Below are 26852 nucleotides of genomic sequence, written 5' to 3' on the forward strand. Positions count from 1 at the left end.
GGCCATGTCGAGGTCTTTCGGATGGACGGTGTAGGAACTTCCATCATCGGAAGACCTCGACGCCTATCTGAGCAGCGACTCGCCGTGTCTGAAAATCCCTGACCCACACTCTCGATTACGAAGAGCCACTTTGACCACGAGCACCGTGGAGGAGAACGAGAGGGCGAAGCCGAGCAGCGCCAAGGTGCCCAGTCCCCCGCCGACGCTGACGATGCCGATGGCTGCGGCAGCTCCGATCGTCCCGGCACCGAGGAGGACCACCGTGATCATGTGCAACGCAGCGGTGCCGTGGGCTTCGGGTTGGAGCAGGGAGCGCAGATCGAATTTCAGTCCGATCGTGAACAGCAGCAGGACGACTCCGATGTCCGATACCTGCTGCAGTCCCGCGAAGGCGGTGAAGCCGAAGACGTGCAGGAGGAATCCGGCCGCGAGGAATCCGACGAGCGGCGGAATGCGCAGCTCATGGGCGATGAGTCCCAGCGCAAGCGCGGCGGCGATCGTGATGACGATATCTGCCACGTCGCGCCTCCTCAGTCTCGGACCACGCCGATTGCCCAGCAACTCGCAGTCAGTTTCCAAACTATCGTGCCAGAGGCCCAAAGTGGTAGGGCTAGGTTTCGACCAAGGAAGATCCACCGTGGAAGGTCAACTCTTGACTCCAAGCGGCATGTCTACGACCGATTCGTTCGGTTCAGCTAGAACGACGGACTTGACCCTGCACACCTGCGAACGGATTCGGTACGAGTTCAACGGATCCCACTCCTGCGGGGTCGGACTGCTCAGCAACACGAACGCGGGGTCGACTGCGCCTGACCCGGCAGTACAGACACTTGCTTGGTCGCCGGATCTTCGATCCTCCCGAGTGGTGCGGCCGAACGGTGCGAGGGTCCGATCGCCGCGAGACGGGGAAGAGATCGGATTCCGTCCTCTCCACCTCGAGCACAGGTACAGCTTCGGCCAGGATCTTAGATGCGGGACCTGTCAGGATGCCCCTCTTTCTGCCAGCGGGTGAGAATCGGTGCAGGGGTGACCGATGTTTCGCAGGAGGTTGCCCACAGCGTGGAGATGTCGATTGCAGAATTCGATGAGCTGAACGCCTGCGGTGAGATGACCGATCCCGGTCGTGTCATCGGAAACCTCATCGCCGCGAAGAGAGTCGTGCTTCCGCCGATCGGTCAGATCCTGATTCCGCGGCCGCGAAACCGGATTCGAAAGCACGAATGACAGCCTGCGTGCGGTCCCGTACGTTGAGTTTGAGCAGGACACTGCTGACTTGAGACTTCACGGTGTCCACAGTGACGTGAAGACGTTCCGCGATCTCCGCATTGTTAAGACCGGCAGCCACTTGTTTAAGAACAACCTGTTCACGCGGTGTGAGCTCCGCCTCGATTTCACCCGAACTTCGCTTCGGCGGTGAGCCGTGGTCAGCAACGATCCTGGCAAGCGAATCAGGAAACACGACGCTCTCTCCTGCGGACGCTATGGAGATCGCATCCGCGATTCTGGCGATCGGCCACCGTTTGAGGAGGAAACCCCGGGCGCCGAGAGCCATCGCCTGGTAGACGTAGTCATCCGAGTCGAATGTGGTGAGCACAAGGATCGTGCCTGAAAACGACCTGTCATCGGTCAGTTCCTTCGTTGCGCTCAGTCCATCTCTTCCGGGCATTCGGACGTCCATGAGAACAACGTCAGGGCGAAGTTGTCGCGCTGCGGTGACCGCTGTCTCGCCGTCTTCAGCTTCGCCGACGATTCGAAGGTGCGGAAATTGGCTCAGGGCCCCAGAGAGACCTGACCGAATGAGAGGCTCGTCGTCGACGATCAGCAGATCGATCATGCAGGGACTTCCTCAAGGTGAGGAAGTCTTACGTCCAGCACAAACCACCCCGCAACGACGTGAGCCGAAGATGATCCGCCGAGCAGAAGCGCGCGAGCCTCGATACCTTGCAATCCCTTGCCGACACCACTATCGGTTCCTCCATCTACCGGGTTCTCAGCGACGATTCGAAGCCCATCGGCGCTGTTCTCTATTCTTAGGCGAAGTTCATGCGGACGCGCGTACCGCATAGCGTTGGTCAGTGCCTCCTGGACGATTCGGTAGAGAACAGGCAGACGGTCCTCGGCGACGTCGAGATTGAGCGGTATCGCCGCATCGACGACGAGACCGGCATTGCGGACCTCATCGATCAGATCACCGATGCTGCGCAGATCCTTCACCTGAGTGCTGCTGCGAGGCGCTCCAGTGCGGAGGACCCTCAGGACATCGTCAAGGTCTGCCTGAGCTCGCTGACACACAGACAGAACGGTTGACAATGCATCCTTTGCGTCTCCTGCGTCGACATCGATTCTGGCGCGGCCGCGCTCGGCCTGCAGACTCGCAATCGTCAATGCGTGACCAACTGAGTCATGGATGTCGCGGGCTAACTCATTCTGAATCGCCAGTCTCTTGCGATCGGCTTCGCTCTCTGCGAGTTTGTCCTCGAGACTCCTGCCGAGGACCCGTGAAGCCAGAAAAGCACATCCGATGAAGAAAACGACGGAATAGGATATGGCACCGGCGAAGACGACGAACAGAAGCACTCGAAATGGAGAGTCGAGAACTGTCCCCATGAGCAGTTCGACAGCCGTTGAAGTCGCCCATTTCCCAGAGAATGCGTCTTTGAGTCGCCATGAGAGCTCTCCGATAGCCACAGGAATTAGGCACACCGCTATCACCGTGGACGTCCCAGCAAGGAGGTGAAGGCCCGCAAAGATCGCGCTGTTTCGGTAGGCACCGTCTTCATCAACATCGGTGCCTAGCAGCTCAGATGCCAGCGATTTCTCGCCTCTGTGAATCACCGGCAGGAAGCACAGGGCCACACTGGCAATCAGCCCGACGACGCCGATTACGGTCAACACGGGATCGTCCACGAAGAAGTATGTAAAGACCACGAATAGCACTGGCAAGCCTGCTATGGCGGCCGGAATGACGAAGAGAATCCTCTGGAGAAGAGTCATAAAGCGATTCATGGTCCAATCTTCTCCTCGCAGGGCTTCTCGGGCATCCCACCCGAGAGTGAAATCATCCGCGTCCGAGAATCGCTCTGAGGTTCTCGAGCCTCTCAGCCATGCTGCGTTCCATTCCGTTGCCCGTCGGAGAGTAGTAGCGCTTGCCACGCAGGGGCTCGGGCAGGTACTCCTGGTCTGCGACTCCGTGGGGATAGTCGTGGGAGTACTTGTAGCCCTCGCCGTGGCCGAGTTCCTTGGCTCCTGGGTAGTGGGCATCGCGCAGGTGCGTGGGCACCTGGCCGGCCAGACCGTTCTTGACATCGGCGATGGCGGCATCCAGTGCCCGGTAGCTGGCGTTCGATTTCGGGGCCATGGCCAGGTAGGTGACCGCCTCGGCCAGCGGGATCCTGCCTTCGGGCATGCCGATGTTCTGCACTGCCGTCGAGGCGGCCACCGCGATGGGCAGCGCCTGCGGGTCGGCCATGCCGATGTCCTCGGCCGCGGAGATGACGACGCGGCGGGCGATGAAACGCGGGTCCTCGCCGGCGACGATCATCCGCGCGAGGTAGTGCAGGGCAGCGTCGACATCGGAGCCGCGGATCGATTTGATGAATGCCGAGACCACGTCGTAGTGCTGGTCGCCGTTCCTGTCGTAGCGCAGCACGGTCTCGCTGCTGGCTTCGGCGCAGGCGGACTCGGTGATGAGGATCGGCGCCTCTGCCGCGTCCATGGCGGAATCCGCGGCTGGCCCACGCTCACCTTGAGCGGCGGCGATTCCGGCCGCAGCTTCGAGCACGGTCAGTGACCTGCGCGCATCGGCTCCGGCGATGCGGACGATGAACGTCCGCGCCTCCTCGGCGAGTTCGAACTGTCCGGCCAGTCCCCGGTCCGATTCGACTGCACGGTCGAGCAGCCTGCCCACCGCCTCATCGTCGAGCGGACGCAGAGTCAGCAGCAGGGACCGGGACAGCAGCGGCGAGATGACGGAGAACGAGGGGTTCTCCGTGGTGGCGGCGACGAGGACGACCAGTCGGTTCTCCACCGCCGGCAGCAGTGCGTCCTGCTGTGCCTTGGAGAAGCGGTGGATCTCGTCGAGGAAGAGCACCGTGGTGCGCTGGTACATCTCCCGTTCGCGGCGGGCGTTCTCGATCACCTGGCGCACGTCCTTGACTCCGGCCGTGATCGCCGACAGCTCGACGAACGTCCGTCCGGGTGCGTGGGAGATGACATGGGCCAGGGTCGTCTTCCCGACTCCTGGTGGCCCCCACAGGATCACCGAGGAGGCCCCCGCCCGGTCTCCCCCGCTGGCTTCGACGAGCTGGTTGAGCGGGGATCCGGGGAACGTCAGGTGCTCCTGACCGACGACTTCTTCGAGAGTCCGCGGACGCATCCGCACGGCCAGAGGGTCGAGGGCACGAGCCTGGGAGGCACCGGAGGAACCGGCGAAGCCCGGACCAGGGGCGTCCTGGTCCGGGCCGTCGGAGAACAGATTCGGTTCTTGGCTCATCAGCCCTCGGTGTCGTCGTCTTCCGGTTCGTAGTCGACGCCGGCCTCGGCACGCTGCTCGTCGGTGATCGGAGCCGGAGCCTGAGTGAGCGGATCGAATCCACCGCCGGACTTCGGGAAGGCGATGACCTCACGGATCGAATCGACTCCGGCCAACAGGGACACGATGCGGTCCCAGCCGAAGGCGATGCCGCCGTGCGGGGGCGCACCGAACTTGAACGCTTCGAGGAGGAACCCGAACTTCTCCTGCGCCTCCTCCTCGGAGATGCCCATGATCGTGAATACGCGCTCCTGCACATCCTTGCGGTGGATGCGGATGGAGCCGCCGCCGATCTCGTTGCCGTTGCACACGATGTCGTAGGCATAGGCCAGAGCGGCACCCGGATCCGATTCGAGGCTGTCGAGGAACTCGGGCTTCGGGGCGGTGAATGCGTGGTGGACTGCCGTCCACTGCCCCCCGCCGACAGCGACGTCTCCGGCTGCCTGAGCATCGGCGGCCGATTCGAACAGCGGGGCGTCGACAACCCACACGAAGGCCCAGTCGCCGTCCTTGATCAGCCCGGTGCGTGAAGCGATCTCATTGCGCGCGGCGCCGAGCAGGGCGCGGGAGGAGTTCGGCTCGCCGGCGGCGAAGAAGATCGCGTCGCCCGGTTCGGCGCCCGCGGCGGAGACGAGACCGGCTTTCTCCTCCTCGGAGATGTTCTTCGCCACGGGACCGGTCAGGGTTCCGTCTTCGGCCACGAGGACATAGGCCAGACCCTTGGCACCGCGCTGCTTGGCCCAGTCCTGCCAGCCGTCGAGCTGACGGCGCGGCAGTGATCCGCCTCCGGGGTAGACCACGGAGCCGACATAGTCGGACTGGAAGACGCGGAACGGGGTGTCGGCGAAGAACTCCGTGAGGTTGTGCAGTTCGAGACCGAAACGCAGATCCGGTTTGTCCGAACCGTACTTCTCCATCGCTTCGTGGTAGGTGATGTGCGGGATCGGCGTGGTGATGTCGTAGCCGATGAGCTTCCACAGCGCGGTGAGGATCTCTTCGGCCAACGCGATGATGTCCTCCTGCTCGACGAAGGAGGCTTCGATGTCGAGCTGGGTGAACTCGGGCTGCCGGTCGGCGCGGAAGTCCTCGTCGCGGTAGCAGCGGGCGATCTGGTAGTAGCGTTCCATGCCGGCGACCTGGAGCAGCTGTTTGAACAGCTGCGGCGACTGTGGCAGGGCGTACCAGGAGCCGGGTTTGAGGCGAGCCGGAACGAGGAAGTCGCGGGCGCCTTCCGGGGTCGACTTCGTCAGCGTCGGGGTCTCGACCTCGACGAAGCTGTGCGCGTCGAGCACCGACCGGGCAGCCTTGTTGACATCGGAGCGCAGGCGGATCGTCTTCGCCGGACCGGAGCGGCGCAGATCGAGGTAGCGGTAGCGCAGACGCGTCTCTTCGCCGACGGCACCGGAGTCCTCGGCATGATCGGAGACCTGGAACGGCAGCGCCGCAGCCTCGGAGAGCACTTCGACGGTGGTGTCGATGACCTCGATCTCGCCGGTGGGCAGATTCGGGTTCGTGTTGCCCTCGGGGCGGATCGAGACGGTGCCGGTGGCCTTGACGACGGTTTCGTTGCGCAGCTGGTGGGCGTCATCCTCGCGGACGACGACCTGCACGATTCCCGAAGCGTCACGCAGATCGATGAAGGCGACACCTCCGTGATCGCGACGACGGTCGACCCACCCGGTGAGGGTGACGGTTTCTCCTGCGTTCGCGGCTCGCAGGCTTCCGGCTTCGTGGCTTCGCAGCACCTAAGGCTCCTTTGTGATGATGTGGTCTGGCGCGTGAACAATGATAGTCGTTTGCGGGTCAGGCCCTGTACACCCGCGGCCACAGGTCGTCGGCGCTGGGAGCCCAGGCAGCGGGATCGGCCGAGACCTGTTCGCCGGTGCGGATGTCCTTGACCTCGTGGCCGGACTCTCCATCGGTGAACCAGACGAAGGGGATGCCACGACGTTCGGCGTAGCGGATCTGCTTGCCGAACTTCGCCGCGTTCGGTGAGACCTCGCACGGGATGTCGCGGGCTCGCAGCGCGCTGGCCACGGCATCGGCTTCACCCCGCTTGGCATCATCGGTGACCGCGACGACGACCGCCGAGGGGGTGCCGCGGGTGGCGCGGACGTCCGATTCTTCGCCGAGGATGAACGCCATGAGACGAGAGACGCCGATGGACATGCCCACCCCCGGGTAGGTCTTCTTCCCCACGCTCACGAGCGAATCGTAGCGGCCGCCGGAGGACACGGAGCCGAGCTCTTCGTGCCCGATGAGCTGCGTCTCGTACACGGCACCGGTGTAGTAGTCGAGGCCGCGGGCGATCTTGAGTTGGGCGATGACGACTCCGGGAGCCCGTTCCGCCGCTGCTGTCAGCAGCGTCGTCAGAGACTCGAGGCCGGCATCGAGCAGCGGGTGTTCGACGCCGAGTGCGCGGACCTCTGCGGCGAAGTCCGGGGAGTCGGATTCGATCGCAGCGAGCCGCAGGCACAGCTGCTGCTGTTCCTCATCCGCTCCGGCTTCGACGGCGAGCAGCTTCGCCACTTCCTCGGGCCCGATCTTGTCGTACTTGTCCAGGCAGCGCAGAACGGCTTGGATGTTCGTCAGTCCGATGCCGCGGGCGAAGCCTTCGAGCAGCCGCCGGTCGTTGACGACGATCCTGACGCCGGGCACGCCCAGTGGTGCGAGTCGGGAGAAGGCATCGGCGACGGCCAACGGGATCTCGATCTCGAAGTGGCCGGGCAGTTCGCCGTCGGCGATGACGTCGATATCGGCTTGGATGAATTCCCTGTAGCGGCCGGCCTGGGGGCGTTCGCCGCGCCAGACGGGCTGGATGCGCGCGGCTTTGAACGGGAAGCTCAGTTCGTTCGCGTTGTCCGCGATGTACCGGGCCAGGGGCACCGTGAGATCGAAGTGGAGACCGAGCGGGTTGCGTTCGGTGCCTTCGGAGTGCAGGCGGGAGACGGCGAAGATCTCCTTGTCGATCTCTCCGTCCTTGGCCAGTTGGCTGATCGGTTCGACCGCCCGGTGGCTCAGCGCGGAGAACCCGTGCAGGGCGAAGGTGTGTTCGAGGGTGTCGATGATGGTCTTCTCGATCACGCGTTCGGCCGGAAGTCGTTCCGGGAATCCGGACAGACGGGCTGACTTCGCCATGGTGCTCCTTGCTTTCGGTTCGGTGCTGAGTGTCGGTGTATCGGTGCTGAGTGTCGCTGCTCAGCGGTTCTGCGGTCGATATGAACAGGTGCGGAGGACGCCTCTGCCGGTGCGGGTTCGGTCCCCGCGGTGTCAGAAGAACGGGTTCGAGGCCAATTCGCGTCCGACTGTCGAGGACGGGCCGTGTCCAGGATAGATCGGCACGTCGGGCAGTGTCGCGAAGGCCTTGAGCGATTCCCGCATCGCCTGCGCGTCTCCCCCGGGCAGATCGACTCGGCCGATGGCTCCGGCGAAGACGACGTCTCCGGTGAAGATGATCTCCTCGTCTCCGTCGGTGACGCGCAGCAGCATCGATCCTTCCGTGTGTCCGGGTGCGGCCAGGGCCGTGACCGTCAGACCAGCGAATTCGAAGCTCTCGGCGTCGGCGACGTCGATGACCTCCGGTGCGTGCCAGTCTTGGACGAGAGGAGCGAGCATCGCCGCGAACTGCGGGTTGAGTGTCGATGCAGGATCGTCCAAACGGTATCGGTCGGCGTCGCCGAGGTGGACGGGAACATCCCACCGGGCGAGCACATTCCTCAGGCCGAGGATATGGTCCGGGTGCCCGTGGGTGAGGAAGATCGCTCGCGGTTCGAGTCCCTCCTTGACCAGGAGGCGGTCGAGTCCGGGGGCGCAGTCGTAGCCGGAGTCGATGAGAATGCAGTCGCTGCCGCCGGCGGCACGCACGGCGTAGCAGTTGACATCGAGGAATTCGGCACGGGTTGAGAACACATCCATGTGCAAAGTCTATCTACCGGCACGCTGATGGTTATGCTGGGATAACGTCTATCCCGTAATCGAGTGATCGGCGGGTGGAAAGCCCCGCCGGTTCGACCGATGGAAACAAGGTGAGAACCATGTCGACCCCGACACCGAAGCCGACCCCCCGTCCGTCGTCCCTGCCTCGCCCGCAGGCCGCGCAGGTGGTCGGTGCCAACCACATCGACCACGACGCCGAGGTGGCTCGCGCGGTGACACATGGTCGTGCCGATGCCGAGGGCAATGTGTTCGTCACCACCTCTGACGGCGAGCGTCCCGTCGGCCAGTACCCGGACGCCACACCCGAAGAGGCACTCGAGTACTTCGCGAAGAAGTACGTCGAACTCGCCGAAAGCGCCGTGCTGCTGCGCAACCGCCTTTCGGCCGGGGCCCCCGGCCGGGAGATCGTATCCGCGGCGAAGTCCCTGCAGGAGACGCTGCCCGAAGCCAATGTCGTCGGTGATCTCAAGGGTCTCAGCGCGACTCTCGACACACTCGTCTCCGATGCCGAAGCCACGGAGTCGAAGCAGGCGGCACGCGCCCAGGCGGCGAAGCTGCAGGCCGCGGAGGACCGTGAGGAGCTCGTCGCCGAGGCCGAGGCCCTCGCCAAACAGGACCCCGCGAAGATCCAGTGGAAGCAGTCGGGGGCGCGGCTGCGGGAGCTGTTCGCGCAGTGGAAGGACATGCAGCGCAGCGGTCCGCGTCTGCCGCGTGCCGTCGACCAGGAACTGTGGGGACGATTCTCGCAGGCCCGGAACACCTTCGAACACAAGCGCAAGGAGTTCTTCGCCGAACTCGACAAACTCAATGCCGAGGGCAAGCGGATCAAGGAGAAGATCGTCACCGAGGCGGAGTCGCTGTCCGCGTCGACCGATTTCCGCACAGTCTCCCAGAGGTACAAAGAACTCATGAGCCAGTGGAAGGCGGCTCCACGGGCTTCGCGCAAGGACGACGATGCCCTGTGGGCACGTTTCCGTGCAGCACAGGATGTGTTCTTCTCCGCTCGAGATGCCGAGAACGCCGCGCTCGACGAGGAGTTCAAGGGCAACCTCGTCGTCAAGGAGGAGCTGCTGAAGAAGGCACAGGCGCTGCTGCCGATCACGGACCCGGTGGCGGCGAAGAAGCAGCTGCGGAGCATCCAGGACGAATGGGAAGAGGCCGGGAAGGTTCCCCGCGCGGATATCTCACGGATGGAGAACGGCCTGCGTGAGGTCGAACGTGCCCTCGCCGAAGCCGAAGAGGCCGCGTGGCAGCGCAGCAACCCGGAGACGAAGGCGCGCACTTCGGGGGCTCTGAGCCAGCTGGATGAGTCGATCGTCGAACTCGAGAAGAAGCTCGAGGACGCGAAGTCCGGCGGCGACGACAAGGCCGTCGCCGAGGCTCTCGAAGCCCTCGAGGCCCGGCGCGCGTGGCGGGACCAGCTCGCGCAGACGGCGGCCGAACTCGACTGAGACCGCGACCCTCAACTGCTCCGGCCTGGCCCGGGCCGGCCGCTGAGTGACTGTCCACAGGCACAGGTGGTCGAGTCGGTGACTGTCCACAGGCCCGGCGGCGGGTCTTGTCAGCGCCTCCGTACCCGACGATAGTCGGAGTATGGAGGCGTTGTTTCATCTGCGTGACTACGGGTACGAGCAGCTCACGGAGCTCACGCTCGACGGTCTGCTCATCCGGCTCACCGAATCGACGTGGGTGCGCAAGGGGGCGATCCTCTCCCCCGCCGACAGGATGGCGGCGCTGCACTCGGCGATCCCTCCCGGGCTTGCCCTCTCCCATGACAGCGCCTGGTGGGTCCACCGGGGGCTCGGGAGGGCTCCGTCATTGCTCAGCTTCATCACCGTGCCGCGGCGACGCTGGGTCGCCGATGACGGTGTCGACGTCCACGAGATCGCAATCGCCGATGACGAATGGCTGCGCATCGACGGTCTGCCGATCACAACGGAGGAGCGGACCCTCTACGATCTGCTCTTCCCGCACTTCCGGCACCCCGGAAACGAGGTGGCACACAGTCTGCGCGGCATCCTCGATGAGGTCCCGGACGGTCTGGCCCGCCGATTCCGCGAGTATCTCTCCGCTGTCACTCGCCGACCGTTCGTCGCCCAGATGCGGCAGGCGCTCGACCGGCGGACTCAGCCGCCGGAGATGCGGTAGACGTCGAAGACGCCCTCGACCTTCCGCACGGCGGAGAGCACGGTGTCCAAGTGGCTCGCGTCGCTCATCTCGAACACGAACTTCGACTGCGCCACCCGTGCCCGGGAGGTGCCCACGGAGGCCGAGAGGATGTTCACATGCGTTTCGGTGAGCACCTTCGTGATGTCGGAGAGCAGACCCGAGCGGTCAAGCGCTTCGACTTGGATCTGCACGAGATAGATGCCGCTGGTCTTCTCACCCCAGGCGACCTCGACCATCCGTTCGGGCTCCCGTTTCAGAGAAGCGACGTTCGGACAGTCGACACGATGGACAGAGACACCCGAACCGCGGGTGACGAAGCCGAGGATCTCATCCCCGGGCACCGGAGTGCAGCAGCGGGCGAGCTTGACGAGCACATCGTCGACGCCCTTGACCGTCACTCCTTCGGACGATGAGTGATGACCCGACGACTGGCCGGTGCGGTTGCGCGGTTCCGGCGGCAGCACCACCTCTTCGTCATCGTCGCCGACTTCCTTCGCCAGCAGGTCGACGACGTGCTGAGCCGAGGACACCCCGTTTCCGATCGCGGCATAGAGGGCGCTGACATCGGGCAGACGCATCTCCGTGGCCACGATCTGCAGGGCTTCCTGGCTCATCAGTGAGGCGGCGGAGATCGAATGGCGGCGCATCGCGCGGGCCAGCTGTTCGCGCCCGTTCTCGATCGCCTCTTCGCGGCGTTCCTTTGAGAACCATTGGCGGATCTTGCTGCGGGCCCGCGGGCTCTTGACGAAGCCGAGCCAATCGCGGCTGGGCCCGGCGTTCTCGTCCTTCGAGGTGAAGACCTCGACGGAGTCGCCGTTCTTCAGCTCGGTGTCGAGTGCGACGAGGCGGCCGTTGACGCGGGCTCCCATGGTCTTGTGTCCGACCTCGGTGTGCACGGCATAGGCGAAGTCGATCGGGGTGGCATCGGCCGGCAGGCTCATCACATCGCCCTTGGGCGTGAAGACGTAGACTTCCTTCGAGTTCACCTCGTAGCGGAGGCTGTCGAGGAACTCGTCGGGGTCGCTGACTTCCCGCTGCCAGTCGAGGAGCTGACGCAGCCAGGCCGCGTCATCGACCGCTCCGGCGTCGGAGACCTTGACCGACCGGGCGGTGTTCGACGTCGCGGCCTTCGACGACTTGTTCAGATCCTTGTACTTCCAGTGCGCGGCGACGCCGAATTCCGCCCGACGGTCCATCTCGTAGGTGCGGATCTGAATTTCGACGGGCTTGCCGCCCGGGCCGATCACCGTTGTGTGCAGGCTCTGGTACATGTTGTACTTCGGCATCGCGATGTAGTCCTTGAACCGCCCGGGAACAGGGTTCCAGCGGGCGTGGACGATGCCGAGAGTCGCATAGCATTCGCGCACGGACTCGACGAGCACACGGACGCCGACGAGATCGTAGATGTCGGCGAATTCATGTCCGCGGACAACCATCTTCTGGTAGATCGAATAGTAGTGCTTCGGCCGCCCGGTGATCGCCGATTCGATCCCGGCCTCTTTGAGCTCGCCCTGCAGCTCGTCAGAGACCGTGGCCAGGTACTTCTCGCGTTCGGGGGCACGATCGGCCACGAGGCGGACGACTTCGTCGTAGACCTTCGGGTGAAGGACCTGGAAGGAGAGGTCCTCGAGTTCCCATTTGATCGTGTTCATGCCCAGCCGGTGCGCCAGCGGAGCATAGATGTCCAGTGTTTCTCGGGCCTTCTTCGTACTCGACGAAGCCGGGACGAAACGCCAGGTGCGCGCGTTGTGCAGACGGTCGGCGAGCTTGATCACGAGAACGCGGATGTCCTTGGCCATCGCCACGATCATCTTGCGCACGGTTTCGGACTGAGCCGCTTGGCCGTAGGTGAGCTTGTCGAGCTTCGTCACCCCGTCGACCATGGCCGCGACCTCGGACCCGAATTCCTCGGTGAGCTCCTCGAGCGAGTACGAGGTGTCTTCGACGGTGTCGTGCAGCAGCGCGGCGGCGAGCGTGACCGGCAGCATGCCGATCTCGGCGAGGATCGTGCCCACGGCGATCGGATGGGTGATGTAGGCGTCACCGGACTTCCGGGTCTGCCCGCGGTGAGCCTCCTCGGCGACCTTGTAGGCGCGTACGACGAGGTCGATGTCCGCTTTCGGATGGTTCGACTGCAGGGCCCTGATCATCGGGCCGAGCACTCGGGGGTAGCCAGGGTTGTTCTGTGCCCTGGCCGCCCACCAGGCTAAGCGGGAGATGCCTCGCGGACGGCGCGATTCAGCGGACGAAGCCACAACATCTCCTCTCTCGGGGTCAGACTTCGGCGTGAATCACCGGTGGGACGTCTGCTTCCCCGTTCTTCAAGCGTAGTTCACGCACGGCCTGCTCCTGCGCTTTGACCGCCGGTTCGTTCGACCGGAGCAGGGCGTAGAGCGGGCTCGCGACGAACAGCGTCGAAGCGGCTGCCACTATAGTACCGATGAACAGGGACAGCGAGATATCGACCAGCGTTCCGGCACCGAGGAGGAACACGCCAAGGAACAGGATCGATGCGATCGGCAGCACCGAGACCATCGAGGTGTTGATCGAACGCACCGTCGTCTGATTGACACCGAGGTTGACGAGTTCGGAGAACTTCAGGTTGCGTTTGTCCCCGAACCTGGCGGTGTTCTCGCGGATCTTGTCGAAGACCACGACCGTGTCATACAGCGAGAAGCTCAAGACGGTGAGGAAGCCGATGATCGCTTCGGGCGTGACTTCGAAGCCGGTGGCCGAGTAGATGCCCATCGTCACGATCATCACGGCGAAGAGACCGACGATGGCCGCGATCGACATCTTCCAGGTCCGGAAGTACAGGGCCATGACGATGAGCGCGATGCCCACGAAGATCACGAGCGCCCGGATCATCTTCGAGGTCACGTCCTTGCCCCATTCGGGGCCGACGAAGGTCGAGGTGACCTCCTCGGGCTTGATGTCGTAGCCGGCGACGAGGGCGTCGCGGACTTCCTGCATCTGCGCATCCGTGAGCTGGTTCGTCTCGATCTGCACCGCGGTGTCGGATGTCGGTGTCAGCCGCGGTTCGGATCCGGGAACGACGTCGCTGACGAGGCTTTCGCCCTTGCTCGCTGAAGTGTTCGTGACGTGGTCGACCTGGAACTGCGATCCGCCTTTGAAGGCGATGCCGAAGTTGAAGCCGAAGATGAGCGGCACGAGCAGAGAGAGGAGCACGAGGACCCCGGCGATGCCCAACCACAGCTTCGCCTTGCCGACGAACGGGATGGATGATTCGCCGCTGTGGAGCCGGTTGCCCCAGGCAAAGAACCGTTTCACTTGTCAGCCTCCTTGCCTTCGTCGGCCGCCGAGTCTTCGGCGGCCTCCTCTTCGGCTGCCCGACGGGCGGCCGCCTTCCGTTCGGCGATGGTTCCGCCGGCAGCGACCGCTCCGGTCTTGCGCTTCTTGCCGGCGGGCTTCTTCTCAGTCGTCCGCTCGGCCTTCGCGGCTGTCTTCGTCGTTTCGGACTCGACCGCCGCATCGCCGGCAGCCGAGTCGGCTTCCACCGCCTCGCTTCCACTGTCGAGACCGGCCTTGCGCATCCGGGCCTTCTCACGGCGCTTGGCCTCCGGGGATTTGTCCTTGTCGTCGACAGAGAGGTTGAGCGCACCGCGGTAGGCGGCGGGTTTGACTCCGAGCAGACGCGGATCCATACCGGACATCGGGTGTCCTTCACCGAAGAACTTCGTGCGTGAGAGCACCTGGAGCATCGGGTGGGTGAACAGGAAGACGATGAGCACGTCGATGATCACCGTCAGTCCCAGGGTGAACGCGAAGCCGCGCACCGAACCGACCGCGAGGATGTAGAGGATGACCGCGGCGAGCATGTTCACAGCCTTCGAGGCGTAGATCGTGCGTTTGGCACGATCCCAGCCGACTTCGACTGCCGAGAGCAGATTGCGCCCGCTGCGCAGTTCGTCTCGCACTCGTTCGAAGTAGACGATGAACGAGTCCGCCGCCATGCCGATGCCGATGATGATGCCGGCGACACCCGCCAATGAGAGGCGATAGCCGTATCTCCAGGAGGCCAGCAGCAGGAGCAGGTAGGTGAGCACGCCGGCGACGACGAGGCTCGACACCGTGACCAGGCCGAGCACACGGTACTGCAGGAGCGAGTAGATGACGACGAGGATGAGTCCGACGAGACCGGTGAGCAGACCGATCTTCAGGTAGTTCGATCCCAGAGTCGGAGAGATCTGGTCTTCGCTCTGGACCTGGAAGCTCAGCGGCAGCGAGCCGTTCTTCAGCTGGTTGGCCAGCGTCTGCGCCTCATCGAGGGTGAAGTTGCCGGAGATCTCGGCCTTGCCGTCAGTGATCACGGCGTTCGAGGTCGGCGCGGAGAGCACAAGACCATCGAGTTCGATGGCGAACTGGTTGTACGGCTGCTGTTTTCCGGTGATGTCCGAGGTGATCTGCTTGAAGATCTCGCGCCCGGTCGCGTCGAAGGAGAGGTTCACGGCGGGCTTGTTCGTCTGCACGCCGTTGGCTCCCGCTGCGTAGCCGAAGTTCGCATCCGCGAGGTGGTCACCGGAGAGTTCCACCGGACCGAGGATGTACTTGGCCTGACCGTCTTCGGAGCAGGAGACCACGGGTTTGTCCGCCGGCTCCTGTTCGCCGCCGGTGCGGTTCTTCGGATCCGAGCAGTCGAGCTCCGTGTATTCCTTGATGATGTCTTCGGACTGCCATTCGCTCGCATCCTTCTCAGGATCGAACAGCGGACGCGGAGTCGAATCGGTGACCTTCTTCGACTGATTCGACTCGCCGTCCTTCGCCGAAGTGCCGGCCGAACCGGAGGGTTCGGCGGCCTTCGACTTCGCGGCCGCCTCGGTGTCCGTCGACGAGACGCTTCCTGCCTTGGCGACTTCGCCGCCGCCTTCCGGAGCTTGGTCCTCGCCCTGAGCGTCGCCCTGGCCGTCCTTGCCGGTGAGGTCCTCGATGCGCTTGCGCTCTTCGTCGCTCAGCCCATCATCGCCGTCGGACTTCTCGCCCTTGTCGCCGCTCTGCTCCTGCTCCTTCTGGATCTGCTCCTGGGAGCGCGGGTCACCGACCAGCGCCACCCGGCGGAACACGAGCTGAGCCGACGACCGCACGAGGTTGCGTGTCTCTTCATCGGGGTTGCCCGGCAGGTTGACGATGATGTTGCGGTCGCCCTGCGTCGTGATCTCGGCTTCGGAGACCCCGGTCGAGTCCACGCGCTGGCGGATGATCGCCACGGCCTGGTCGAGCTGCTCCTTGCTGATGTCCGTGCCCTTGGACACCTGCGGTTCCAGAATGATCGACGTTCCGCCCTCGAGGTCGAGGGCGAGTTTCGGAGACGTCGTGGCGTTCGACCAGATGACACCGGCGGCGATGATGCCGGCAAGCACCAAGGTGATGATCGTCAGCCACAGGAAGCGCAAACCAGGACGTGGCTTTTCTTCGATATCGGACACGTTTCAGCTTTCGATTGGGAGCAGAGTGCGAGGACGAGTCAGTTGTTCTTGTCGGAGTCCGAATCGGAGGACTCGGCATCCGCCTCGGCGGCGTCTTCGGCCTCAGCCGAGTCCCCGGCATCGGAGTCGGAGGCCGCGGCCTCATCGTCCTCGGCGGCGACGGCATCGTCGTCAGGGGCATCCTGTTCGGCGCGCTTGCGTGCGTTCATGGCGTCGAGTTCGGCATCGGTGATCGCCGGCTTCTCGTCCTGGTCGTCGACATCGACGTCCGTCTCAGCAGCGTCGGCGACGGGAGCGTCGACGGGGGCTGCGGCGGCAGCCTCGGGGTTCTCGATCTGGCCGATGGCCTGGCGGTGGACGCGCAGAACGGTGCCGGGACCCGATTCGATGGTCACCTGGTTGCTCTCCTCGTCGATCGACAGCACGGTGCCGAAGACGCCGAAGGTCGTCATCACGGTCGCTCCGGGCACCAGACCCGTCTTGATCTGCTCCGCACGCGCCTTCTGCTTACGTCGAGAATTGAATAGGAAAAAGATCAGCAGCGCGGCAAGCGCAAGAGGGATCAACAAATCCACAGATATCAGCCTTTCATATGAATGAACCAGTGAACCAGCTTAGTTCGTCCTCACTGTCCAAGGCGAACTCATTTGCGGGGTTCAGTACTCATAGTTTGCTGGGATCTGCATTTCCAGATGCTTCCAGGCTGCCGAGGTGGCCACACGTCCGCGTGGAGTGCGGCTGATGAGCCCTTCGCGCACGAGGTACGGCTCGGACACCGTTTCGACGGTATCGGCTTCCTCTCCGACGGAGACGGCCAGTGTTCCCAGACCCACCGGCCCCCCGCCGAAGCGTTTGCACAGCACGTGGAGGACAGATCGATCGAGGCGGTCGAGCCCGAGCGTATCGACTTCGTAGACACGCAGCGCATTCACCGCGGCCTCCTCGTCGATGACGCCGCTGCCGCGCACCTGCGCCCAGTCGCGGACGCGACGCAGCAGCCGATTCGCAACGCGCGGGGTCCCACGGGAGCGGGTGGAGATCTCCTTCAGCCCGGCGAGATCCGCCTCGATGCCGAGCATCCGGGCCGAACGCTGCAGCACGGTGAGCAGATCGACGCTGGAGTAGAAGTCGAGGAGTGCGGTGAAACCGAAACGGTCACGCAGCGGCGCCGGCAGCAGTCCGGAGCGGGTCGTGGCTCCGACGAGAGTGAACTGCGGGAGGTCGAGCGGGATGGCAGTGGCTCCGGGTCCCTTGCCCACGATGACGTCGACGCGGAAGTCCTCCATCGCCACATAGAGCATCTCTTCGGCAGCGCGCGCCATCCGGTGGATCTCGTCGATGAAGAGCACTTCGCCCTCTTCGAGTGAGGACAGGATGGCCGCGAGGTCCCCGGCGTGCTGGACGGCCGGACCGGAGGTCACACGCAGGCTCGCGTTCATCTCGTGGGCGATGATCATCGCCAGTGTGGTCTTGCCGAGCCCGGGTGGGCCGGAGAGCAGCACATGGTCGGGGGCCTTCTGCCGGGCCTTCGCCGCGTCGAGGACGAGTGAGAGCTGTTCGCGCACCTGGGGCTGACCGATGAAGTCGGCCAGGCCCTTCGGGCGCAGTGCCGCCTCGGCGTCGCGTTCGGCCGTCTCGGCCTGCCCGGAGACGAGACGGTCGCGTTCGGCGCCGGTCATCGACTGATCGCCGAATTCCATCTCATAGGAGTCGACACCATCGCCGCCTGTTCCGGGTTCGAACGATCCGGTCATTTCTTCGCACCCAGCACCTTGAGCGCGGCCTTGAGGATGACGGAGGTCCCGGCCTCAGCACCGGTCTCCTCGACGACGTCGGCGACGACCTGCTCGGCCTGTGCTTCCTTCCACCCGAGTCCCACGAGGGCGTCGACGACCTGCTGGTTGCCGCCGCCGAAGGACAGGGTCGGTCCCGGGCTCGAGGCGGTGAGCTTCGGCAGCTTGTTCTCGAGTTCGAGGATGATCCGCGATGCGCCCTTCTTCCCGATGCCGGGAACCCGGGTGAGCGCGTTCGCATCCTGATTCGCGATCGCGGCGGCGAGCTCGTCGGGGCCCATAACGGACAGGATCGCCATGGCCAGGCGGGGGCCGATGCCGGAGATGGAGAGGAGGACGTCAAAGGTGTGGTTCTCGTCTTCGGTGGCGAAACCGTAGAGCGTCATCGAGTCTTCGCGCACCACGAGGCTGGTGACCAGTTCGATCTCCGCACCGTGTCGGGTGCTCGCCAGGGTGTCGGGGGTGACGTGGACCTTGCGGCCGACCCCGTAGGTGAGCACGACGAGGTGGTCAGCTGCGATCCGATGCACCGTACCGCTGAGGAAACTGATCACGGACTGCCTTTCAGGTGGGAACACGTGTACGAATCCAGGTTAGCAGTAACGCTGCTGACCGTTCGTCCCGGCACGCCAGAGACCCCGCGATGCCGCTGGTTCCGGCGACTATTTGGCCTTGCGCATGGCGTCTGCCCACTGCTGCTGGGCCTTCGTCAGCCCAGAGCCCTCCCGACCGCCGGCCTTGCGTTCGGTGAGGTCCTTGTTCTTGCCCGGAGTCGATTGCGCCGACAGCGCCCCGCGCCAGGAATGGCAGATGGCGATCGCCAGTGCATCCGCGGCGTCGGCGGGCTTCGGCGGGGAGTCGAGCCCGAGGATCCGCGTCACCATGGTGGTGACCTGCTTCTTATCGGCGCGACCGGATCCCGTGGTCGCGGCTTTGACTTCCGAGGGCGTGTGCATGGCCACGGGCAGGCCACGGCGGGCGGCCAGTCCCATCGTCAGCCCGGACACCTGCGCTGTGCCCATGATCGTCGAGACGTCGTTGCGGGCGAAGACCCGTTCGATGGCGACGACGTCCGGTCGGTAGGTGTCCAACCATTGGTCGAACGCCTCGGCGATGGATCCGAGGCGCAGGTCGACGGAGTCCGCGGACGGGGTCCGCAGCACGTCGACGGCGACCATCTTCACCTTCCGTGCGGGCAGGGTGTCGATGACACCGAGCCCGCAGCGGGTGAGTCCGGGATCAACGCCGAGGATGCGCATCAGGCGTCGAGTTCGGCGAGGACCTCATCGCTGACATCGGCGTTCGAGTACACGTTCTGCACGTCGTCGCAGTCTTCGAGCGCATCGATGAGGGTGAAGACCTTCTGCGCGGTCTCGGCATCGAGACTGACTTCGAGCCCAGGCACGAAGGAGGCCTCGGCCGAGTCGTAGTCGATGCCGGCGTCGACGAGTGCCGTCCGCACAGCCACGAGGTCGGTGGCCTCGCAGATGATCTCGAACTTCTCGCCTTCGTCCTTGACCTCTTCGGCACCGGCGTCCATGGTCGCCAGGAGGATCGATTCTTCGTCGGTCTCCGCGGCGTTGACGATGATGACGCCCTTGCGGTTGAAGTTGTACGTCACCGAGCCCGGGTCGGCCATCGAACCGCCGTTGCGGGTCACGGCCACGCGGACCTCGGAGGTGGCACGGTTGCGGTTGTCGGTGAGGCATTCGATAAGGAGGGCGACTCCGCCATCGGCGTAGCCTTCGTACATGATCGTCTCGTAGTTGACGCCCGAGCCGTCGAGGCCGCCTCCGCGCTTGACCGCGCGGGTGATGTTGTCTGCGGGGACCGAGTTCTTCTTCGCTTTCTGGATGGCGTCGAAGAGCGTCGGGTTGCCGTCGGGGTCAGGTCCACCGTTGCGAGCCGCAACCTCGATGTTCTTGATCAGCTTGGCGAAGAGTTTGCCGCGCTTGGCATCGATGGCCGCTTTCTTGTGCTTAGTCGTTGCCCATTTGGAATGACCTGCCACTGGTGTTCCTTCCTGTAGTTACAGCCTCTCAAGTCTATACGCTCCTCGAGGCTCTCCGCTCTGCCCGGGCCCGTCCCCGCCGCTTCAACGGTGCGGGTGGCCCCGCATCAGTCGATGACCAACGGCACCTCGGGCACGGATCCGGTCGTCGCCAGATCGATGAGGCTGAGCAGATTCTTCGGATAGATCGTTTCGGTCGTCGCCATGAGTTCGTCACGGGTCCACCACCGGAATTCCAGCAGGCTGCGCTTCTCGATGTCCGTCCACACCGCATCTTCGAGCTCGATGTCCTCTGCCGTCCGGAACGCGAAGTAGGTCTCGAGCTGACGCAGTGACTTCTCGGTGAACTTGAAGACCTCGTCACGCGTGGCCAGGGGGCCGATGAGTTCGTGCGGCTCGCATTCGATGCCGGTCTCTTCGGCGAGTTCGCGAGCCGCCGTCTGTGCGGCCGATTCGCCGAGTTCGGAGCCGCCGCCACAAGTCATCCACCATTGGTGACTCGGGGTCAGCAGATCCTGGGCCCTGATCAGGAGAACCTCGTCGCGCTCATTGAGTAATACGACCCTTGAGGCTTTACGAGGTTTCATGGTTCTCCAGTGGTCGACGACGAGGGGACGCAGGTGTTTGCAGAATAATGATGCTGGGGGTTTTCGGCAAGAGCGCGACAGGGGTCGAGAGCACGATACCGGCACCGTGCCTTCCCGACCAACTCGACGGTCATGCCCGTCCGGCGGGGGCCGCCAGATGTCGGTCCCACCAGTCGAGCACGGCTTCGAAGCGCTGTCGACGATGGCGTGGCTGCCCGGCACGGGAGAGCTCGTGGTTCTCCCCGGGGAAGATGAGCATCTCCGTGTCGACTCCGGCTCGCTGCAGAGCCGCATAGTACTGCTGGGCCTGTTCGAGCGGGCACCGGAAGTCGAGTTCCGAATGCATCACCAGGGTCGGGGTTCCGACCTGGTCGGCGTGGGCCAGCGGCGATTGGGCGGCGATGGCCTCGCGGCTGCGGCTCGTGTACTCCTCGGTGAAGAAGCGTCCGATGTCGGAGGTGCCGACGAAGCTGTCGGGATCGAGGTATCCGCGCTCGACGATCGCGGCGCGGAAGCGGTGGTCGGCGGCGATGGTCATGGCGGTGAGGTAGCCGCCGTAGGAGCCGCCTTGGATGCCGATCCGATTCCGGTCGAGGTTGGGTTCGGTCTCCAGGGCAGAGTCGAGCACGGCGAGCACATCGGACATCGCCGGGGCCGCCATATCGCCTTGGACCGCGGTGCCCCAGCTGCGGGTGCGGCCTCCCGAGCCGCGGGGGTTCGAGTACACGACCGCGTAGCCGGCCGAGGTGAGCACTTGGGTCTCGTCGAACCAGGAGTGTGTGTATTGGGCGAAGGGTCCGCCGTGGATGTTGAGGATGACGGGGAACGGTCCCTGTCCTTCCGGCGTGGCCAACCATCCGGTGATGGAGCCGCCCTCGCCGTCGACGCGCAGGACCTGCGGGGTCACGGAGTTCGCCGGTGCCGGGTGTTCCTTGACGATGACCGCGGCCGCGGCGGAGTCGAGTTCGATCTTGCCGAGCACAGCAGGTGAGTTCGGGGTCGCCCCGGTGAACACGAGAGTCGAATCCGCGATGTCGAAGCCGTTGATGACGGTCGTGTCATCACTGAGGAAGTCGAGTTCGTCGATGCCGATCTCCTCGGCGCCAAGGTCGATGCTCACGAGCCGGGACGCCCCATCGGTGTCGATGACGGCGATGGCCGCTCCCCCGCGGATCTGCGGGCGGATGGGGGCCAGCGCCACGGTCTCCGGGTCGGTCAGGCGCCGTGTGGTTCCGGTGCGCAGCTCGTGGACGTAGAGCCCGGGCATCTGTCCGACGAAGTCGAGTTCATCGCGGGTGAGATCATTTCCCATCAGCAGAACGGAGTCCTCGTCGAGCCAGATATGCATGCTCACGCTCATCCGCGGCAGCTGCAGCGGGGTCGGCTCCTCGCCCCCGAGCAGCCACACCGTCGAACGCAGATCCGGCTGGCCTTCGTCGGGGTGGAGTGCCGAGACCACGGACATCCGGGTTCCGGATGGGCAGAACTGCGGATCGTGGACATCGGTCACCGGTGCGTTCAGAAGCGTTGAGAGCGGAACTTCCCCGGCACCGCGGATTCCGACCGTGCCCGTTCCGGGTTCGGCGAGATCGACGAGGAAGGCGCGGGCGGGTCGGTCGTTCGTGTACCCGAGGCCGTTGCTCAGATAGGCCGCGGAGGTGATCCGGCGCGGGGCCTCCTCGGCGGCGGGGATGTCCTCGTCCTGACCGTAGCGGCCGGGCTCGGCGGCGCGGGCGATGTAGAGGGCGCGGGATCCTGCATCGTCGAGGGCGAATTCGGACACGCCGAGGTGGCTGTCCGTGATCTGGTGCGCCGTCTCCAGGGTGGCGCCGACGTGGAGCTGCGGAGCCGACTTCTTCTCCGCGCTGAGGTATCCGGACCAATTCGGGCCGACCAGCGGGGACGAATCGTGCCAGGCATGCGTCAGCCGACGCGAGTCGTCTGCGGTCAGGGTGAACAGCTGGGACAGGTAGCTGTTCGATTCGAGGTCGGGTCTGCGGATCGTGATGACGGCTTCGTCGCCGCGCAGCACGGGTGAGGAGTATTCGGCCAGTGTGTCGAGGTCTTCGGGGTTCATCTGTTCCATTCTTCTGACAGCCGCGCTTGCACATCGGCGTGCACCTGCGGCAGGGCCTTCGTCTGCGCGATCACGGGCAGGAAGTTCGCATCTCCACCCCACCGCGGCACCACATGCTGGTGCAGGTGCGCGGCGATGCCGGCACCGGCGACGGGGCCCTGGTTCATTCCCAGGTTGAATCCGTGGGGGCCGGACACGGCGCGGATGACGCGCATCGCCTTCTGCGTGAACCGGGCGAGTTCGTTCGTCTCGTCGGCGGTGAGATCGGTGTAGTCGGCCACGTGCCGGTAGGGGCAGATGAGCAGGTGGCCGGGGTTGTACGGGTAGAGGTTGAGCACGGCGAACACCGTCTCGCCGCGGGCGACGATGAGCCCCTCGGCGTCGGTCTTCGACGGAGCCGAACAGAACGGACATTGGGACTCCCCCGCATCCTTCGGCTTGTCCTGACCGTCGATGTAGACCATCCGGTGCGGGGTCCACAGGCGCTGGAAGCCGTCGGGCTCACCGGGGAACCCGGCGGCGGCCTCGGGATAGGGAATCCCCTCACCGAGGCGGCCGCCGCTGTTGTCCTGCACGGTCGCGTCCTCGCGGCCTTCGCTCATACTTGGGCCTTGGTCTCGATCGCGTCGAGGATGCGGCGCACCGCCTCGGCGACGGGAACGCCGTTGTCCTGTTCACCGCTGCGGAACCGGAAGGACACGGCCGAAGCCTCGCGGTCCTCGCCGCCGGCGATGAGGGTGAAGGGCACCTTCGACTTCGAGGCATTGCGGATCTTCTTGCCGAAGCGGTCGTCGCTGTCGTCGATCTCGACTCGGACACCTGCCGCGCGCAGCTGCTCGGCCACCTCGACGAGGTAGTCGTTGAACTCCTCGGCCACGGGAATGCAGGTGACCTGGACGGGTGCCAGCCACACGGGGAAAGCGCCGGCGTAGTGCTCGGTGAGCACGCCGAGGAAGCGTTCGATGGACCCGAACTTCGCGGAGTGGATCATCACCGGCTGCTTGCGTGTGCCGTCGGCGGCGACGTACTCGAGGCCGAAGCGTTCGGGCTGGTTGAAGTCGAGCTGGACGGTCGACATCTGCCAGGTCCGCCCGATTGCGTCTCGGGCCTGCACGGAGATCTTCGGTCCGTAGAATGCGGCACCGCCGGGATCGGCGACGAGTTCGAGACCGGTCTCATCGGCGACCTCCTCGAGCACGCGGGTGGCTTCTGCCCACTGCTCGTCGGAGCCGATGAACTTCTCTGCCTTCTTCCCCTCTTCGTCACGGGTCGACAGCTCGAGGTAGAAGTCGTCGAGGCCGAAGTCACGCAGCAGGCTGAGCACGAAGTTGAGCAGGTGGCGGATCTCCTTCGCCGCGTCCTCCTGGGCGACGTAGGAGTGCGAGTCGTCCTGGGTCAGGGCACGCACACGGGTGAGACCGTGGATGACGCCGGAAGCTTCGTCGCGGTAGACGGTGCCGAACTCGAACAGCCGCAGCGGCAGATCACGGTAGGACCGACCGCGGGAGCGGTAGATGAGGTTGTGCATCGGGCAGTTCATCGCTTTGAGACGGTACGGGGTGCCGTCCTTGACGACGGCCCCGGAGTCGTCGCGGACCTCATCGACGGACATCGCCGGGAACATGTTCTCCCCGTAGTAGGGCAGGTGGCCCGAGGTGTAGTAGAGGGTCTCCTTCGAGATGTGCGGGGTGCCGACGTATTCGAAGCCTTCGGCGATGTGACGGGCGCGGACGTAGTCCTCCATCTCCCGCTTGATCACTCCGCCCTTGGGGTGGAAGACGGGCAGGCCGGAGCCGAGCTCCTCGGGGAAGGAGAACAGGTCCAGTTCGGCACCGAGTCTGCGGTGGTCGCGACGTTCGGCTTCGGCGATGCGATCTTGGTAGGCCTTGAGGTCGTCCTTCGTCGCCCAGGCGGTGCCGTAGACGCGCTGCAGGCTCGCGTTCGCCTGGTCGCCGCGCCAGTACGCGGCCGAGGACCGGGTGATGGCGAAGCCGTTGCCGATGAGTTTCGTGTTCGGCAGGTGGGGGCCGCGACACAGATCCTGCCACACCACTTCGCCCTTGCGGTCGACGTTCTCGTAGACGGTGAGCTCGGCGCCGCCGACCTCGACAGAGGAGCCGTCGTCGGAGCCCGAGCCCTTGTCGTTGATGAGTTCGAGCTTGTACGGCTCGTTCGCCATGCGCTGACGTGCTTCGTCTTCGGTGACGACGACGCGGTTGAAGGTCTGACCAGACTTCACGATCTGAGCGGCCTTCTTCTGGATGGCCTTGAGGTCCTCGGGGGTGAAGGGTTCGGCGACGTCGAAGTCGAAGTAGTAGCCGTCGGTGATGTAGGGGCCGATGCCGAGCTTGGTGCCGGGGAAGAGCTCCTGAACAGCCTGGGCGGTGACGTGCCCGGTCGAGTGGCGCAGGATATCGAGTCCTGCTTCGGAGTCGATGGTGATCGGAGCGATCCGATCACCTGGCTGCAGTTCGCGGCTGAGATCGGCGGGTTCGCCGTTCAGCCACATCGCGACGACTGTGCGGTCGGTGGAGAAGATCTCCGTTCCGGTCAGCCCCTCTTTCCAAGGAATGCTCTCGCCCGCGCAGTCGATGCTGTCTGCCACTGATTTCTCCGTTCGTCTGTGTTCGTCTGAGTCCGGCCGGGATCGTCCGGATCGAGGACTTCTCGCCCCTAGATTCTAGTACCACTTCGGCAGTGACAGATCAGTCGGGCGGCAGTCGTGTGACCGCCGCCCAGACCGAGCCTGCCGCTGCCGGCGTCGCAGCGTCGAGGTGCCGATCGGCCGCCTCGGCGCCACGAGTTCACAGCATCACTGCTTGTAGAACTCGAAGTCCTTGCCCTTGCCGAGATCGTCGACGAGTTTGAGCTTGAGGTGCATCCCATCGATTTCGGCCTTGGGAACACCGAAGGCGAGCTCATAGGTCGTTTCGCCGCCGGCAGGCACGGGATCGGTGAAGGCCAGCGAGCCCTTGTAGTTTCCGCTGTCGAAGACGTCGTCGTATTCCTTGCTGCCTCCATCTGTGGCGGTCAGATTCGTCAGAGTCATCTTCACGTCAGAGCTCGAGTCGTTCTTCACGGTCATCGTCACGATGGCGATCTCACCATTCGTCGACTCGGCGCCGGAGGCGTATTCTCCCGCAGTGCCCGGGCGGACATTGATCGCGGCGGTGACATCGGTGCCGATCTCGACCTCGCCGGCCTGAGCGGGCGCAGCGTCTTCGCCGTCGTTGTTCTCGGCGGGGTCCTGGCCGGCACCCTGGCTCGGATCGGCCGGGGCCGAGGAACTTGCGGCTTCGTCGATGGCCTTGCCGAGGATTCCGAGTCCGAGGATGGTGAAGATCACGACGGCGATCGAGATGAGGATCGACACTCCGCCGAGGACGATGCCGGTGATGTTGAAGCCCTTGTTGTTCGCCAGGCCCTTCTTGATCGCGGAGAGTCCGAGGAATCCGAACACGATCGCGGCGATGCCGAAGAGCGCGCCGCCGCCGAAGACGAAGGCGCCGAGGACGCCGACGATGCCGCCGATGAGTGCGAGGATGCCCCAGATGTTCTTCGAGGTGCCGCCGCCCGAGGGGTACTGCCCGTAGGCGGCGTTCGGGTTGGCCGGGATGAATTGATCGGACGACCCTTCGGCACCCGGGTAGGCCGGCTGCTGTCCGTATTGATTGGCGTCGTACTGGTTCTGGCCGTACTGACTCTGTCCGTACTGGCTGTCGCCGTACTGGTTCTGGCCGTACTGGTCGTTCGGCTGACCAAAGTTCGGCTGCTGTCCGTACTGGTTCTGGTCGTTCGGCTGACCGTAGTTCGGCTGCGAACCGTACTGCGGAGGCTGCTGTCCGTACCCCTGCGAACCGTCATTCCCGCCCGGGCCGTAGTTCGGCTGGGATCCGTACTGGGGAGGCTGCTGTCCCGCGTTCTGGTCGTTGCCGTAGCCGGGCGCACTCGGCGGCTGGTTGTTCGGGTTCTGACCGTTGGGGTTCTGGCCGTTCGGGTTGTTCCCGCCCGAACCGTCACCGGAACCGTAGGGGTTCTGAGGATTAGACATGAATGCTCCGAAGTCATCGTCGTTAGATACAAGGCCAAGCGTACTAGCAAACCCGCCTGCCACTGCATGATGTTCGCGTTCCAAACCTGCAACAGAGCCGGATGTTCACGAGTCTTCGGGGATGCACGAAGCCCCGGGCGGATTGCCCGGGGCTTCTTCTGTGCGCGATACTGGGATCGAACCAGTGACCTCTTCCGTGTCAGGGAAGCGCGCTACCGCTGCGCCAATCGCGCTCTATTCTTTTGTTGCACCG

22 protein-coding genes and 1 tRNA gene are annotated in these 26852 nt (G+C 64.6%); 2 read left to right on the forward strand and 21 right to left on the reverse strand.

All coding sequences use genetic code 11. The annotated features are described in order from the left end of the window. Window positions 1-63: 63 nt before the first annotated feature. The 7 genes from ACPUD7_RS15925 to ACPUD7_RS15955 form a co-directional block, all read right to left on the reverse strand. Window positions 64-519, reverse strand: a complete 456-nt coding sequence (locus ACPUD7_RS15925; RefSeq protein WP_240690110.1) for a cation:proton antiporter — start codon at window positions 517-519, stop codon at window positions 64-66. Between the two features lie 619 nt (window positions 520-1138). Continuing rightward, window positions 1139-1834 carry a response regulator gene (locus ACPUD7_RS15930; protein ID WP_135542456.1) on the reverse strand — a complete coding sequence of 232 codons (696 nt, stop codon included), beginning with the start codon at window positions 1832-1834 and terminating at the stop codon, window positions 1139-1141. Further along, window positions 1831-2994 (reverse strand): sensor histidine kinase, encoded by a 1164-nt coding sequence (locus ACPUD7_RS15935; protein ID WP_167854501.1) that lies wholly within the window; start codon window positions 2992-2994, stop codon window positions 1831-1833. The genes ACPUD7_RS15930 and ACPUD7_RS15935 overlap by 4 nt, the downstream gene beginning before the upstream one ends. A gap of 64 nt (window positions 2995-3058) precedes the next feature. Beyond that, window positions 3059-4492: a replication-associated recombination protein A gene (locus tag ACPUD7_RS15940; RefSeq protein WP_135542453.1), complete on the reverse strand. Its 1434-nt coding sequence runs from the start codon at window positions 4490-4492 to the stop codon at window positions 3059-3061. Continuing rightward, entirely contained in the window at window positions 4492-6276 is a 1785-nt protein-coding gene (gene aspS, locus ACPUD7_RS15945) for an aspartate--tRNA ligase (protein ID WP_135542451.1), read from the reverse strand. Before aspS ends, ACPUD7_RS15940 begins: the two co-directional genes overlap by 1 nt. Window positions 6277-6334: 58 nt before the next feature. Further along, the gene (gene hisS, locus ACPUD7_RS15950; protein ID WP_135542449.1) at window positions 6335-7669 is read right to left on the reverse strand and encodes a histidine--tRNA ligase; all 1335 of its coding nucleotides are present in this window, start codon (window positions 7667-7669) and stop codon (window positions 6335-6337) included. A gap of 132 nt (window positions 7670-7801) precedes the next feature. Next, entirely contained in the window at window positions 7802-8446 is a 645-nt protein-coding gene (locus ACPUD7_RS15955) for an MBL fold metallo-hydrolase (RefSeq protein WP_135542448.1), read from the reverse strand. Between the two features lie 119 nt (window positions 8447-8565). On the opposite strand from ACPUD7_RS15955, the gene ACPUD7_RS15960 reads away from it, so the two are divergent. After that, window positions 8566-9918, forward strand: a complete 1353-nt coding sequence (locus ACPUD7_RS15960; protein ID WP_425120454.1) for a DUF349 domain-containing protein — start codon at window positions 8566-8568, stop codon at window positions 9916-9918. Between the two features lie 142 nt (window positions 9919-10060). Next, entirely contained in the window at window positions 10061-10615 is a 555-nt protein-coding gene (locus ACPUD7_RS15965) for a hypothetical protein (RefSeq protein WP_425120455.1), read from the forward strand. Here the strand turns inward: ACPUD7_RS15965 and ACPUD7_RS15970 are convergent. The 14 genes from ACPUD7_RS15970 to ACPUD7_RS16035 all read right to left on the reverse strand — a co-directional run bounded on the left by ACPUD7_RS15970 (window position 10594) and on the right by ACPUD7_RS16035 (window position 26832). Then, the gene (locus tag ACPUD7_RS15970) at window positions 10594-12891 is read right to left on the reverse strand and encodes a RelA/SpoT family protein (RefSeq protein ID WP_425120456.1); all 2298 of its coding nucleotides are present in this window, start codon (window positions 12889-12891) and stop codon (window positions 10594-10596) included. The genes ACPUD7_RS15965 and ACPUD7_RS15970 overlap by 22 nt on opposite strands. A gap of 19 nt (window positions 12892-12910) precedes the next feature. Then, entirely contained in the window at window positions 12911-13927 is a 1017-nt protein-coding gene (gene secF / locus ACPUD7_RS15975) for a protein translocase subunit SecF (protein ID WP_425120457.1), read from the reverse strand. Beyond that, window positions 13924-16080, reverse strand: coding sequence for a protein translocase subunit SecD (secD, locus tag ACPUD7_RS15980; RefSeq protein WP_240690108.1), 2157 nt, complete (start codon window positions 16078-16080; stop codon window positions 13924-13926). Before secD ends, secF begins: the two co-directional genes overlap by 4 nt. A gap of 38 nt (window positions 16081-16118) precedes the next feature. Next, complete coding sequence (locus tag ACPUD7_RS15985) at window positions 16119-16655, reverse strand: preprotein translocase subunit YajC (protein WP_240690106.1); 537 nt, start codon at window positions 16653-16655, stop codon at window positions 16119-16121. A gap of 81 nt (window positions 16656-16736) precedes the next feature. Further along, complete coding sequence (gene ruvB, locus ACPUD7_RS15990; protein ID WP_135542462.1) at window positions 16737-17780, reverse strand: Holliday junction branch migration DNA helicase RuvB; 1044 nt, start codon at window positions 17778-17780, stop codon at window positions 16737-16739. 50 nt (window positions 17781-17830) lie between these two features. Continuing rightward, window positions 17831-18427: a Holliday junction branch migration protein RuvA gene (gene ruvA / locus ACPUD7_RS15995; RefSeq protein WP_135542439.1), complete on the reverse strand. Its 597-nt coding sequence runs from the start codon at window positions 18425-18427 to the stop codon at window positions 17831-17833. Window positions 18428-18535: 108 nt separating this feature from the next. Next, on the reverse strand, window positions 18536-19132 hold the full coding sequence (gene ruvC, locus ACPUD7_RS16000; RefSeq protein WP_135542437.1) for a crossover junction endodeoxyribonuclease RuvC: 597 nt from the start codon (window positions 19130-19132) through the stop codon (window positions 18536-18538). Further along, window positions 19132-19884: a YebC/PmpR family DNA-binding transcriptional regulator gene (locus ACPUD7_RS16005; protein WP_135542435.1), complete on the reverse strand. Its 753-nt coding sequence runs from the start codon at window positions 19882-19884 to the stop codon at window positions 19132-19134. Before ACPUD7_RS16005 ends, ruvC begins: the two co-directional genes overlap by 1 nt. 107 nt (window positions 19885-19991) lie before the next feature. After that, complete coding sequence (locus tag ACPUD7_RS16010; RefSeq protein ID WP_135542433.1) at window positions 19992-20471, reverse strand: NUDIX hydrolase; 480 nt, start codon at window positions 20469-20471, stop codon at window positions 19992-19994. Window positions 20472-20601: 130 nt separating this feature from the next. Continuing rightward, a complete protein-coding gene (locus ACPUD7_RS16015; RefSeq protein WP_425120458.1) occupies window positions 20602-22548 on the reverse strand; it encodes an alpha/beta hydrolase family protein in 1947 nt (648 codons plus the stop codon). Then, the gene (locus ACPUD7_RS16020; RefSeq protein WP_135542430.1) at window positions 22545-23150 is read right to left on the reverse strand and encodes an HIT family protein; all 606 of its coding nucleotides are present in this window, start codon (window positions 23148-23150) and stop codon (window positions 22545-22547) included. Before ACPUD7_RS16020 ends, ACPUD7_RS16015 begins: the two co-directional genes overlap by 4 nt. Next, window positions 23147-25153, reverse strand: a complete 2007-nt coding sequence (thrS, locus tag ACPUD7_RS16025; protein ID WP_135542428.1) for a threonine--tRNA ligase — start codon at window positions 25151-25153, stop codon at window positions 23147-23149. The genes ACPUD7_RS16020 and thrS overlap by 4 nt, the downstream gene beginning before the upstream one ends. Before the next feature lie 207 nt (window positions 25154-25360). Beyond that, complete coding sequence (locus ACPUD7_RS16030) at window positions 25361-26599, reverse strand: DUF4352 domain-containing protein (protein WP_425120459.1); 1239 nt, start codon at window positions 26597-26599, stop codon at window positions 25361-25363. Between the two features lie 161 nt (window positions 26600-26760). Further along, window positions 26761-26832 (reverse strand) — tRNA-Val (locus tag ACPUD7_RS16035). Window positions 26833-26852: the final 20 nt, after the last annotated feature.

Source organism: Brevibacterium sp. FAM 24630, assembly GCF_049804075.1.
Taxonomy (GTDB): domain Bacteria; phylum Actinomycetota; class Actinomycetes; order Actinomycetales; family Brevibacteriaceae; genus Brevibacterium.

Bases quoted from the DNA above. Each gene is read 5' to 3' on its own strand.
- ACPUD7_RS16030 (WP_425120459.1), bottom strand. From the start codon at position 26,599: ATGTCTAATCCTCAGAACCCCTACGGTTCCGGTGACGGTTCGGGCGGG.
- hisS (WP_135542449.1), bottom strand. From the start codon at position 7,669: ATGGCGAAGTCAGCCCGTCTGTCCGGATTCCCGGAACGACTTCCGGCC.
- ACPUD7_RS15940 (WP_135542453.1), bottom strand. From the start codon at position 4,492: ATGAGCCAAGAACCGAATCTGTTCTCCGACGGCCCGGACCAGGACGCC.
- ACPUD7_RS15960 (WP_425120454.1), top strand. From the start codon at position 8,566: ATGTCGACCCCGACACCGAAGCCGACCCCCCGTCCGTCGTCCCTGCCT.
- ACPUD7_RS16015 (WP_425120458.1), bottom strand. From the start codon at position 22,548: ATGAACCCCGAAGACCTCGACACACTGGCCGAATACTCCTCACCCGTG.
- ACPUD7_RS16010 (WP_135542433.1), bottom strand. From the start codon at position 20,471: ATGAAACCTCGTAAAGCCTCAAGGGTCGTATTACTCAATGAGCGCGAC.
- ruvC (WP_135542437.1), bottom strand. From the start codon at position 19,132: ATGCGCATCCTCGGCGTTGATCCCGGACTCACCCGCTGCGGGCTCGGT.
- ACPUD7_RS15965 (WP_425120455.1), top strand. From the start codon at position 10,061: ATGGAGGCGTTGTTTCATCTGCGTGACTACGGGTACGAGCAGCTCACG.
- ACPUD7_RS16020 (WP_135542430.1), bottom strand. From the start codon at position 23,150: ATGAGCGAAGGCCGCGAGGACGCGACCGTGCAGGACAACAGCGGCGGC.
- ACPUD7_RS15955 (WP_135542448.1), bottom strand. From the start codon at position 8,446: ATGGATGTGTTCTCAACCCGTGCCGAATTCCTCGATGTCAACTGCTAC.
- ACPUD7_RS15935 (WP_167854501.1), bottom strand. From the start codon at position 2,994: ATGACTCTTCTCCAGAGGATTCTCTTCGTCATTCCGGCCGCCATAGCA.
- ruvB (WP_135542462.1), bottom strand. From the start codon at position 17,780: ATGGAATTCGGCGATCAGTCGATGACCGGCGCCGAACGCGACCGTCTC.
- ACPUD7_RS15930 (WP_135542456.1), bottom strand. From the start codon at position 1,834: ATGATCGATCTGCTGATCGTCGACGACGAGCCTCTCATTCGGTCAGGT.